The organism is Flavobacterium sp. FG139, from assembly GCF_057809695.1.
The window spans coordinates 62621-75427 of the sequence record NZ_JBMDKL010000016.1 but is presented as its reverse complement, the minus strand read 5'-3'; the positions used below and the strand labels follow the sequence as shown (position 1 = coordinate 75427).

8 protein-coding genes are annotated in these 12807 nt (G+C 36.7%); 1 reads left to right on the top strand and 7 read right to left on the bottom strand.

The window, feature by feature from the left end; translation table 11 throughout:
- Positions 1 to 307: 307 nt before the first annotated feature.
- The 5 genes from ACODSI_RS13155 to ACODSI_RS13135 all read right to left on the bottom strand — a co-directional run bounded on the left by ACODSI_RS13155 (position 308) and on the right by ACODSI_RS13135 (position 7933).
- Positions 308 to 3409: an efflux RND transporter permease subunit gene (locus ACODSI_RS13155; RefSeq protein ID WP_488917319.1), complete on the bottom strand. Its 3102-nt coding sequence runs from the start codon at positions 3407 to 3409 to the stop codon at positions 308 to 310.
- 42 nt (positions 3410 to 3451) lie between these two features.
- Positions 3452 to 4540 carry an efflux RND transporter periplasmic adaptor subunit gene (locus ACODSI_RS13150; protein ID WP_488917318.1) on the bottom strand — a complete coding sequence of 363 codons (1089 nt, stop codon included), beginning with the start codon at positions 4538 to 4540 and terminating at the stop codon, positions 3452 to 3454.
- A gap of 18 nt (positions 4541 to 4558) precedes the next feature.
- Positions 4559 to 5812, bottom strand: a complete 1254-nt coding sequence (locus ACODSI_RS13145; RefSeq protein WP_488917317.1) for a TolC family protein — start codon at positions 5810 to 5812, stop codon at positions 4559 to 4561.
- Between the two features lie 73 nt (positions 5813 to 5885).
- Positions 5886 to 7253 (bottom strand): HAMP domain-containing sensor histidine kinase, encoded by a 1368-nt coding sequence (locus ACODSI_RS13140; RefSeq protein WP_488917316.1) that lies wholly within the window; start codon positions 7251 to 7253, stop codon positions 5886 to 5888.
- Positions 7250 to 7933 (bottom strand): response regulator transcription factor, encoded by a 684-nt coding sequence (locus tag ACODSI_RS13135; protein WP_488917315.1) that lies wholly within the window; start codon positions 7931 to 7933, stop codon positions 7250 to 7252. Before ACODSI_RS13135 ends, ACODSI_RS13140 begins: the two co-directional genes overlap by 4 nt.
- A gap of 139 nt (positions 7934 to 8072) precedes the next feature.
- Here ACODSI_RS13135 and ACODSI_RS13130 point away from each other — a divergent pair, with 139 nt between their 5' ends.
- Entirely contained in the window at positions 8073 to 9113 is a 1041-nt protein-coding gene (locus ACODSI_RS13130; protein WP_488917314.1) for an aldo/keto reductase, read from the top strand.
- A 45-nt stretch (positions 9114 to 9158) separates the two neighbouring features.
- Here the strand turns inward: ACODSI_RS13130 and ACODSI_RS13125 are convergent, their stop codons facing one another.
- The gene (locus tag ACODSI_RS13125) at positions 9159 to 10871 is read right to left on the bottom strand and encodes a DUF4139 domain-containing protein (protein ID WP_488917313.1); all 1713 of its coding nucleotides are present in this window, start codon (positions 10869 to 10871) and stop codon (positions 9159 to 9161) included.
- Between the two features lie 103 nt (positions 10872 to 10974).
- Entirely contained in the window at positions 10975 to 12801 is a 1827-nt protein-coding gene (locus ACODSI_RS13120; protein WP_488917312.1) for a DUF4139 domain-containing protein, read from the bottom strand.
- Positions 12802 to 12807 lie beyond the last annotated feature (6 nt).

Below are 12807 nucleotides of genomic sequence, written 5' to 3'. Positions count from 1 at the left end.
ATAGAAATTTCAAAATTCAAAATTCGTTGTTCAATATTCCAAGTTCAAAAATGTTGAATATTCAATTTTATTAATGAATGTTGATGTTTCAGTTTATGATTGTATAGAAATTTCAAAATTCAAAATTCGTTGTTCAATATTCCAAGTTCAAAAATGTTAAATATTCAATTTTGATTAACGAATGTTGAAGTTTCAGTTTATGATTGTGATATCACAAGGTAGAGACATCTAAATTAAAGTAACCAAGGTTAAAATTAACAAATTGCTTTTCAATAATCAGAATTAACATAATTAAATTTTAAAACTCTTAATCCAAAACTTCGTGTTTGGCTCTGTTGAAAATCCAGAATATAATTGGAAATACCAATAAGGTTAGTACCGTAGCCGAAATCAAACCTCCAATAATCACAATCGCCAATGGTTTTTGCGATTCCGAACCAATTCCGGTTGAAATAGCAGCAGGCAATAATCCGATAGTAGCCATCAAAGCCGTCATAATTACTGGTCGTGTGCGCACTTTTACGGCTTCAAAAATGGAATCGTGCAACGTCATTCGGGACTTCAAGTTTTTATGAAATTCGGAGATTAATATTACCCCATTTTGAATACAAATTCCGAATAGCGCTATGAATCCAACACCTGCAGAAATTCCAAAATTCATTCCAGTAAGGTGCAACGCCAAGATGCCTCCAATTAGAGCAAATGGCACGTTTGCCAATACCAAAGCCGAATCTTTTACATTGCCAAACATGATGAACAACAAGAAGAAAATCATAATCAAACTAATCGGAACGACTTGCGCCAATCGAGCTGAAGCGCGTACTTGGTTTTCAAATTCGCCAGTCCAACCAATAGTATATCCGTCGGGTAATTTGATGTTTTTTTCTACTTTTTGTTGCGCTTCGGCAATGGTACTTCCCAAGTCGCGATCACGAATGGAGAATTTTACACCAATGTATCGTTTCATATTATCACGGTAGATAAAGGCAGGTCCGTTATCACTAATAATATTCGAAATTTCTTTCAAGGGTACTTTGGTGTTTCGTAATGTTGGAACCATCAAATTAGCAATGTCTTCTTTGTTTTTTCGGTATTCTTTGTCGTAACGAATGCGGACATCAAATTTGCGTTCACCTTCGTATTTTTGAGTAGCTGTTTTTCCACCAAAAGCCATTTCCAATACTGCTTGTGCATCGGCCAAACTCACACTATAGGCCGCCATTTTTTCTTTATCTAACACAACGCTGACTTCGGGTTGGCCCACATTTCTGATGATTCCAGGTTCTTTAATTCCAGGAATGTCTTTAATTTGTTTCAAAACCTGAGTGGCAATACCGTCCAATTTATTCAAATCGTCGCCATAGATTTTAATTCCGTTTGCGGCTTTAAATCCGGCAACCGCTTCGGCTACGTTATCAATAATGGGTTGCGAATAATTGTACGTGATTCCTTGGTATTTTTTCAGTTTATGATCGATTTCATTCACCAATTCGTCCATACTTATTTTTCGAGTCCACTCGTCTTTGGGTTTCAAATTGACTTGCATTTGTGCAAAGTAAAAACCACTTGGGTCGGTACCATCGTTACTTCTTCCCGTTTGCGAAAGCACACTCACCACTTCTGGGAAACTCCGAATTTCTTTCTTTAAGGTTTCGGTCATTTTTACGGTTTCTGGCAAACTTTCACTCATTGGCAATTCGGCAGTGACCCATAATGCACCTTCATTTAAGGGCGGTAAAAATTCGGTGCCTAAGAATTTGGCCGAGAAGAGTGTCAACACCAAGATTCCTAGTGCTACAGTCAAACTCAGTTTTTTGTTTTTGAACGTAAAAGCAAAGCCTTTTTCTACAATTCGATTCCAGAAATTCACAAACGGATTGTGTTTTTCTTTCACGTTTTTGTTCAGTAAAATATGCGAAAGCACCGGCACCAAGGTCAAGGTAAACAACAAAGCACCCAATAATGCGAATCCTAAGGTATATGCCAATGGCGAGAACATTTTACCTTCTACTTTTTGGAACGAGAAAATAGGAAGTAAGGCGGTAATGATGATCATTTTGGAAAAGAAAATCGCTTTACCCATTTCGGTTCCCGTTTTTTTGATCATACCCGCTTTGGCCAGTTTGTTGTATTTTTCCATTCCAACCGTATGCGCTTTGTGGTCGAGCATTACAAAAAGTCCTTCCACCATAACGACGGCTCCATCAATGATGATTCCAAAATCGACCGCACCCAATGATAGTAAGTTGGCACTCATTCCCATCATTTTCAAACAGAAGAAAGAGAATAACAGTGCTAAAGGAATGATAATCGAAACCGTGATGGTGGTTCTCCAATCGGCCATGAAGAGCAATACCATTAGCGTAACCAAAATAATTCCTTCCAATAAATTGTGCATAACGGTATGCGTACAAAAATCCATCAATTTGTCACGATCGTAAAATGGTACTAATTTCACATCTTTAGGAAGTATTTTGGTGTTCAATTCGTGAATTTTCTCTTTTACGCGTGCCAAAACTTCAGGGGTATTTTCGCCTTTTCGCATCACTACAATGCCTTCTACTACATCGTCTTTATTGTCTAAACCAGCTTGACCTACACGAGGCATCGAACTTTCTCTAACAGCAGCTACGTTTTTCACTAAAACCGGATTTCCGTTGTCTTGGGTAATGATAATGTCTTCGATATCCGGAATTGATTGTAGTAATCCAATGCCGCGAACTACAAAGGCTTGACCGTTTTTCTCAATCACATCACCACCTACATTCAAGTTACTTTTACTAACAGCATCATAGACTTGAAGCGGAGTTAGACCGTATTTTTCTAATTTTCGTGGATCGGCACTGATTTCAAAAATTTTGGTTTGACCGCCAAAGGCATTGATATCGGCCACACCTGGAACCGAACGCAACGCTCTGTCAACCACCCAATTTTGAAGCGTCAACAAATCTCTAGAATCTCTATTTTTACTTTGTAAGGTATATCTAAAAATTTCGCCGGTTGGTCCGTAAGGCGGTTGTACGTCGGGCTGAATTCCTTCAGGCATTTCGACATTTCGAAGGGCATTGTTGACTTGATTTCGCGCAAAGGCATCGTCAACACCATCATCAAAAATGATTTTGATTACCGATAAACCAAACATGGTGGTGCTTCTAACGCTCGTTTTCTTTTGCAACGAAGCCATAGAAAGTTCGATAGGTGTCGTTACAAAACGTTCTACTTCTTCGGCACTTCTACCATTCCATTGTGTGATGATGATGATTTGGGTGTTGGTAACATCGGGAAACGCTTCGATAGGCATGTTTTTGAAGGAAATGAATCCCATCACTGCCAAAAGTCCCACCCAAAAGAAGGTAAAAAATCTATTTTTGAGTGAAAACGCAATTATATTTTTAATGAATTTTGTCATTTTCTGTCGGAATTAAAATGGAACAACTTTTTTGAAATGCGTTTAATCGTTTAAGGTTTCGTAATACAACAGTTGATTGTGCGTGATGACGCGTTCGTTTTCATTCAAACCAGAAGTGATATAGGTAGTGTCGCCTACTTGTCTGTACACTTCAACTTGTCGAATTTTTAAATGACTTCGGTCTTTATACGAAATCACATAGTATTTGTTGTTGTTAAAAATGATTGCTGAAGACGGAATCGCCAACATCGATTTATTTTCAGAATAGGAAATGTTGATGGTAGCTTTACTCTCGGGAACCAGTAAGGAAGCATTATTGTTCAATACAATTCGCACGTTCATAGCGTTAGTTTCGGGATCAATAATTTTGAAAATCTTATCTACTTTGCCTTGAAATTTTTTATCGGGATTGGATAATGTCGACACGGTAGCATCCATACCTAAACCCACTTGATTGATGTCGCTTTCATTTACATTGGCAATGGCCCAAACGTCTTTGGTATCGGCAACGTCAAAAATATTATCGGTTCTGTCGCTGCGCAATTGCATGTTTTGATTGATGTTTTTCTGAATGATATAGCCATCTATTGGCGCGACAACTTGATAAATAGAACCCGGTTTTAAGTTATAAATTTTGTACGTTTCTTGCAAACGATTCAGTTGCGATTTGGCTTTTTCAAGTTCGCTTTTGGCTTGCAATACATCTCTTTCGGTGCTCAGTTTTCCATCAAACATTTCTTGAGTAACTTTTAGGTTGTTTTTGGCAACAATGACTTCGTTTTGGGCATCTTGAAAGTCTTTTTCATAACCAGCAACTTCGGTACTTCGGATGGTAGCTAATACTTGTCCTTTGTGAACATAATCGCCCAATTCAACATTGACTTTTTCAACATTTCCACCCACAACAGGATAAACTTCAATTAATTTGTTTTTGTTGGCCGAAATCTTTCCGAAAAACTTCAATTCGTTTTTTAACACTTCCATTTTAGCCTTGCCAAATGTGGTAGTTTTCATCATGGCGTCCGATATTTTGAAGGTTTCAGGAGCAGAAACTTCTTCGGTTTCTTTTTTAGTGCAACTTACCGTGATGAGGATGAAAAGTGTCAGTAGTATTTTGATGTAATTTTTCATGCTAATAATATTTTAGGATTAGAATAATTTTGAAGCGGTTGAATGATTTATTTCTTCACAAGCATTGATGTAGGATTTGCTGATTTGGTTCAATGAGGTGATGCTTTGGTTGTAACTTTCCAGAAAATCGGTGAATTCGAGCATGCTAATGTTTCTTTTTACAAAGTTGGAATAGATGCCTTCGTACACGGTTTCGAGGTTAGACGGAATCGAACTGTTCACCAATTCGTAATTGGATTTTTGTTCTTGGTATTTTAAATACGCCGATTTTACTTCGCTACTCACTTCTACTTCGTGTGATTTTTTTTCAATTTCAGCTTGATTAATAAAAGCTTTGGCCGTTTTGATGTTTCCTTTGTTTTTGTTCCATAATGGCAACGGAATTCCAATGGTCAAATCGGTTTGATTTCTAAAAGCACCGCCCATTTGATCGTAGCTTGCGCCAAATGTTATGTCGGGAATGGCCAGCGATTTTTGAAGTTTTAAATTCCAATTGTTGGCTTCAATAATTTTGTCTGATTTTTGTAAATCGGGTCTATTTTGAAGTGCTGTTTTTTGTAACTCATCCAAATTGGTAGTAATTGGTTTTTGGTAATTATTCAATTCATCTGGCGTTGGAGCAGGTGTCACGGCAACGTCGTTTCCATCAGAAAGGAGTATCTCGAGGTTCTTTTTGTTTTCGATGATGTTATTCATCAAATCACTGCGATTGGTTTTTAATCCCAAGTATAAATTTTGCAAACGCACCAAATCTTTTAACGATACATTACCTTTTTTTTCTTGTTCCGAATAATTGTCCACCAGCGATTTTAAATTGGTCAATTGCTTGTCGATTTGCGCAATGGATTGATTGTCGAAATAAACCGAGAAAAAATAATTTCGCAGTTGAAATTTTAAATCTTGTAATAAAATTGAAAAATCCAATTCAGCCAATTGAGCATTGGTTTTAGCCAATCCAATTTGGTTTTTTCGTTGGCCACCAATATGAATTAATTGCTGAATATAACCTGATTTTTCACCCGAATTTCCTGCATTAAAAAACTTTTTATCTTCGTTGGGCGCCCAAGCATTGGCCTCAAAACCAAAACTCGGATTGTCCCATATTTTTGCCTGAAGCACTTGGGCTTGAGCCGCATCAATGTTGTAATGGTTGGCCAGTAAATAAAGATTGTTTTTTAGAAATCGACTTTCACATTCTTGCAACGACAGGGCATTTTGAGAGAATGTGTGTGTACAAAATAAAACCAAAGCGGTTACTAGTATCGTTCTCATATTTGTATTTTTTTATGATACAAAATTGAGTTTAGCTTCTTAAAATTGGCTTTATAAAAGCCTTAAATAAACCTTAAATTGAAAAAGTCACTTGAAATTGATTGGTTTTTTCGTCTTTAGAAAGGTATGAAATAGAGGCATTGTGGTAGTCGAGAATGCGTTTTACAATAGGCAATCCTAAGCCAGAACCCTTAATTTGACTGGAATTCTCACCTCGAGTAAAGGGTTCGAAGATTTTCTTTTGCTCTTCTGCGGTAAGTGTTTTTCCTTCATTTGTAATGGTTACAAAAAGTGAATTTTGGTTGATTTGACTCACAATAACACTTGCTTTATTGTTGGAGGAATACAAACATGCATTCTTCAATAAATTAGTAAAAGCTATTTTCAATAACGATTTTACACCCAAAACCTCCATAGGATTATCAACATCATCACCAATTTGAATGTCAAAATCGAGGTTGAAACTTGCATTTATCTTTTTTACTTGTTCGTTGGCATCAAAGACGATTTCGTCAATGCGAACCTTTTCAAATTTAGTGCTAATTTCTTCCCGATTCACTTTAGCCAAAAGCAATAATGAGTTGATTAAATCGGCAATTTGATGCACATCGTTATTGATGGATTTTAAATAGGAAAGCGTGTTTTCAGAATGCTTTTCGGTTTGAATAAGGTTTTCCAATTGAAAGGAAATTCGCGTCAATGGCGTGTATAATTCGTGTGAAGCATTGGAAGTAAATTCTTTTTGAGTCGTAAACGCATTTTCCAATCGGGTTAACATTTGGTTGAAGGCTCGAGTAAGCAGATTGATTTCGTCGTTGGTGGTGTTTTCTTCCAAATGAACGTTCAATTCGTTGGCCGAAATAGACGTAATTTTTTGTTGAAAAACATCCAACGGATTGAGTTGCTTTTTGATTAATAGATAAGTGAAAACCCATACCAAAAGCACGCCGCCCAAGTACGTAATTATAAGCGAATAGAGTAGGTATTGTAGTTTTGAAAATCCATATACGTCTTCGGCAGAAATTAAAACATAATAATCGCCTTCTCGAAACGGAAAGTAAATGCCCAAAGTTTCTTTGCCGTTATGGTCTACAAAATACGATTTTTCATTGTTCAATCGCACCAAATCACTTTTATTCCAAGTAATTTTAGAATCGTCCAGACTAGTGTACACTAATTTGTATTCGCCATCAAAAACGAGTGTTTTTTCGTTAAGTAATTTGTCGATTTTATTTTTGTCGATAAGTTTCAGAATTTGATTGTCAATTTCTTTAACTTCAACTAATAGTTTGGCGGTGGAAAGTGCTTTTTCTTCCAGTCGTTTTTTGAATTCTTCTTTTCTAAAAGTGGAAAAACTGATGTAAATAAACGTCGATGCCAATCCGAATAAAATCGAATACGCAATAGAAACATTGATGGCAACTTTTCGTTTAAGTGTCATTCTTCACCTGTGTTGATGTAATAGCCAAATCCAGAGCGCGTCAAAATCAATTTTTCGTCGTGGTCTTTGTCGATTTTCTTTCTTAAAAAATTGATGTACACTTCTATAGTATTGAGGTTGCTGTCAAAATGAACGTCCCAAATTTGCTCAGAAATAGCTTGTTTAGAGAGTACCCTGCCGTTGGCTTTGGCCAAAATTAATAGCAATTGGTATTCTTTCGGAGTCAATTCGATGACATGGCCGTTGCGTTTTACTTTTAAACCATTAGTGTCGATTTCCAGATCTTTAATGGTGATAATGTCTTTCTTTTCTTGAGGCATGGCGCTTCTTCGCAACAAAGCCATAATTCGAATGTAAAGTTCATCAAAATGGAATGGTTTTACCAAATAATCATCGGCACCAATGGTAAAGGCATCCATTTTATCCTGAATATCGCGATAGGCAGTAAGCATCAAAATTGGAGTAGTTTTATCCGATTCGCGTATTTTTTTACAGACATCCAAACCGTTTAATTTGGGTACGTTGATGTCTAAAAGATAGATGTCGTACGTTTCCGTTTTTAGTTGTCTAAAAAAAACTTCACCATCAAAAACAGCGTCACATTCAATTTTCATCGATTTTAGAAAACTGATAATTTCTTTAGAAAGGATGTGGTCGTCTTCAAGTAATAGCGCTTTCATGGGTAACATTTTTATTATTGTAAAAGTAAAAATTTTAGTAATGCCAAAATTTAGTTTTTTATTTTGTTTAACAAATGTTATCAACTCGTATTCAAATTGAAAATGTATTTTTGCACTTCAAAAGCAACTTCTTAGGAATATGAACTACACAACACTTCCGAATACCGATCTTAAAATTAGTAAAATTTGTTTGGGAACCATGACTTTTGGCAACCAAAATACCGAAACAGAAGCCCATTCACAATTGGATTACGCGGTGGCTCGAGGGGTAAATTTTATTGATACCGCCGAAATGTATCCGATTGGTGGAAATGCCCAAATTTTTGGGAGTACCGAGCGTCATATTGGTTCGTGGTTGCACAAAATTGGCACCAACGAAAGAGAAAAATTAGTTATTGCTACTAAGATTGCAGGTCCGAATCGCGGCATGGAATACATTCGTCAGCCGTTGGATTTTTCTAAAAAAAGCATCCATGAAGCGGTTGAGTTGAGTTTGAAAAACCTACAAACCGATTATATTGATTTGTATCAAATGCACTGGCCAGAACGCGTGATGAACATGTTTGGCCAACGTGGGTTAACTCAAATTGATACAAAATGGCAAGACAATTTTTTTGAAGTTTTGTCGGTGTATGACGGATTAATCAAAGAAGGAAAAATCAGGCATATTGGGGTTTCTAATGAAAATCCGTATGGAGTGATGCGTTTTCTACACGAAAGCGAAAAACACGGTTTGCCGAGAATTGCGACCATTCAAAATCCGTATTCGTTATTGAATCGCTTGTTTGAAGTAGGATTATCTGAAATATGCATGCGTGAAAATGTGGGCTTGTTAGCCTATTCTCCTTTAGCTTTTGGTGTGCTTTCAGGGAAATATTTAGAAGGTATCCAACCCGAATACCGTATGTCGCGTTTCCCTCAATTTACGCGTTATACAGGCGAAAATGCTACCAAAGCCACACGATTGTATAAAGAGTTAGCCGAAGCTAATGGACTAACCTTAGTTCAATTGGCAGAAGCATTTGTGCACCAGCAATCTTTTGTGATGTCTACCATTGTGGGAGCCACATCGTTAGAACAACTCAAAGAAAATATGGATGCTTTTGAAGTAGTTTTATCACCAGAAGTGTTGGCAGCAATCAATCGCATTCAAGAGTTACACCCGAATCCAGCACCCTAAAAGGATTAGACCTGACAGGTTTAAAAAACCTGTCAGGTCTAATCTTTATAAATTTTCTATCACTTTATCTTTCGGATACCGCACTTTGTAACTAATCCTGATTTTCTTGGTTTCGTTAGGTGCGAGTTTTAAAGCCCAAGTGAGTACTCCAATTTCAGTGTTTACTTTGGCTTTACCGTCGTCTAGTAACTCAACCGTTACTTCTTTATCGGTGCTTAATGGATATTGGTCTTTTAGTAACATTTGAATTTCTTCTTTTTTGTTGTTTCTAACCGTTAAATCGTAGGTAAAGGTTTGTTCTTTATACGATGATAAAAATTTGGTACCCGATTTATCGACTACTTTTTCACGTTTAATCGAGATTTTTTTATCGCGACCCATACTCAAATTTAAGGTGTCGGCGGTTTGATTAGGATTGATGTTGGTTTTGCCCACATATAAACCTTCAAAAATAATATTGGCTTCACCAGGCAGCAAATTGTATTTCGAATAATCGTTGATTTCGGCTAACAAAAAGGCTTCTTTTTCTACACGAGGCACGGCATAGAATTTATAGGTGGCAGGCAACTTGATTTCTTTTAACGCCACCGAATGTGCTTTTCCATTGGATAAAATATCATACGGAATATCAATATCAAAAGACACATTGAGTTGATTTTCGTTGATTTCCGTGTAGTCGTCTAAACCATCATAATTTTGTCTTGCTATAATTCTTCCATTTGGAAGAGTATCAAATTTTTTTTCATCAGATTCCATTAATTCTGCAAAACCATCTTTATTGATTTTGTTTTTTAAATAGACATTATCCTTGTAACTTTTGTCTCCACTTCTAAACGAGTATGAGTTTGAAACTCCTGCATTAGAAATTTCCTCATAACCAAAAGAATATTCTTGATACCTTAAAAACCACGAACTCAATAGCGGTGCTTGATTGTTTTGGTTGGGGTTTCCGCTAGATAACGTTAGTTTTACTTTTTTCCAATCGATGCCCGAATTTTGTGCTACTTGCGCTTTATACACCATATTTATTGGTTCTTTTACATTGTCTACTCGCAAGTCGTAAAACGGATTCCACGACGCCGAATTGGTAATGTAATTGATGTCTAAATTTACCGCTCCTGCCACATCATTCATCACTTGTAGTACCAATTTTCCTTTGGATGTTTTGTCTTCTTTTTGGGTATTGATGACCAACTTGTCATTCAAAGCTTTCAATTTCAAATTCAGTTTGGCTTCTTTTTCTTGAAAGACAACAATAGTATTATCTAACTCGGTTCTTTTGGCCTTGTAATAATCAACTAATTTCATCAATTCGGTCACATTTAAACCCGTATTGGCGCCTGCAACCATCTGATTTTGATCAAGTAATTCGATGGTTTGTTGGTGCGAATAAATCTCAATTTGTACTTTTTTAAGGTCTTTTTGAACCAAGGTAATGCTGTCGCGGACTTTCTTAATGGCAGGATTACTTTCGTCAATTTCGTATTCGGAAATGTAGTTTTTGGTAAACTGTACCGATAACACCGTAACCGATGAAGGCGCGCCAATTTGAACCGTGTTTTCGTTCAAATAATCGGCTACGTTTTTAATCACAATTTCACTCGTTCCTACCGGAAGATTGACCGAAGTGGTTTGTTGCAATTCGGCAGCATTAAAATAAACCGTTGCCGCTTTGATTTTGGCGGTTGCAAAAATGGGTTTCTGCGCCAATAAGCACGTAGAAACCAAAAGAAAAGAATACAAAAAGAAGTTTTTCATAGTGATGGATTTAAAATTGATTTTGAAATTCATGTGAAAATATGAAAAAACCACAGCTTTTTAGGGCTGTAGTTTTCAAGTAATTAACGCTTGTTTGAGTTAGTTAGTATAAGTTGTCAATTACTTTGTCTTTGGGATATTTGACTTTATAGCTGATTCTGATTTTCTTGGTTTCATTTGGTGCAAGCTTTAAATTCCAAGTCATGATACCGGTTTCTTCATTTACATTGGCTTTGCCATCGTCTAAAAGTTCAATGGTTACTTCTTTGTCGGAACTCAATGGATATTGATCTTTCAACAACATTTGCACGTCTTCTTTTTTGTTGTTTCTAACGGTTAAATCGTAGGTAAAGGTTTGTTCTTTATAGGATGACAAAAATTTGGTACCCGATTTATCGACTACTTTTTCACGTTTAATCGAGATTTTTTTATCGCGACCCATACTCAAATTTAAGGTGTCGGCGGTTTGATTAGGATTGATGTTGGTTTTGCCTACATACAAGCCTTCAAAAATAATATTGGCTTCACCAGGCAACAAATTGTATTTCGAATAATCGTTGATTTCGGCTAATAAAAACGCTTCTTTATCGGCACGAGGCACCGCATAATATTTGAAAGAAGCAGGTAATTTAATTTCTTTCAAGGCTACAGAATGCGCTTTTCCGTTGGATAAAATATCGTATGGAATATCGATGTCGAAGGAAACGTTGAGTTGGTTTTCGTTAATAGACGTATAATCATCCATTCGTTTGGTGGTTACCATAATAACCCCATTCACTCCTTGTGCACCATATAAAGCAGATGCTTGTGCGCCTTTAAGAACATTTACTGATTTTACAGCTTCTGGAGGCAATTGTTTTAATACTTCTTCAGACGAGATTTGATTGTCAATAACTACTAACGCTTGATTGGCTCCAGTTACAGTTTTGTTTCCTCTTAAAACGATTCTAGTATCTTTATCCATTTCAGTAGCTGGTGTAATTTGAAGTCCAGATACTTTTCCACTTAATGATTGAATAGTATTTGGATTTGCTGCTTGAGTAAGTTCTTTATATTGGTATGGATTTTCATACCTCAAAAACCACGAACTCAACAAAGGCGCTTGATTGTTTTGATTCGGGTTTCCACTAGACAAGGTTAGTTTTGCCTTTTTCCAATCGATGCCGGTGCTTTGAGCCACTTGTGCTTTGTACATCATATTGATTGGATCTTTTACATTTTCTACACGCAAATCGTAAAACGGATTCCACGATGCGGCATTGGTAATGTAATTAATGTCGAGGTTGACGTTTCCTGCTATTTCATTCATCACTTGAATGACTAATTTTCCTTTAGACGATTTTTCTTCCTTTTGGGTATTGACGGCTAGTTTTTCATTCAACGAGCGGAGTTTGGTATTCAATGCAACTTCTTTCTCATCTAAAATCACATAGGCATTGCCCAATTCGGTTCGTTTGTTTTTATAATAATCGGCTAATTTCATTAGTTCGGCTACATTCAAACCAGAATTGGCGCCAGCAACCATCTGATTTTTGTCTAGCAATTCGGTGGTTTTGCTGTTGGAAACCTTGTCAATTTGCACTTTCTTGATTTCTTTTTGAAGTAAGGTAATGCTGTCGCGGACTTTCTTAATCGCAGGATTGCTTTCGTCCAGTTCATATTCTGAAATGTAATTCTGAGTGAATTGCACCGACAACACCGTTACCGAAGACGGCGCACCCACTTGAATGGTGTTTTCATTCAAATAATCGGCTATGTTTTTGACCACAATTTCGCTGGTTCCCACAGGAAGATTCACCGAAGTAGTTTGTTGCAACTCGGCCGCATTATAATAAACGGTCGCGGCTTTTACTTTAGCAGCAGTAAAAATTGGTTTTTGAGCAAAAGTAAATGCCGAAACCAAAAACGAAAGGAACAGAAATTTTTTCATTTGGAA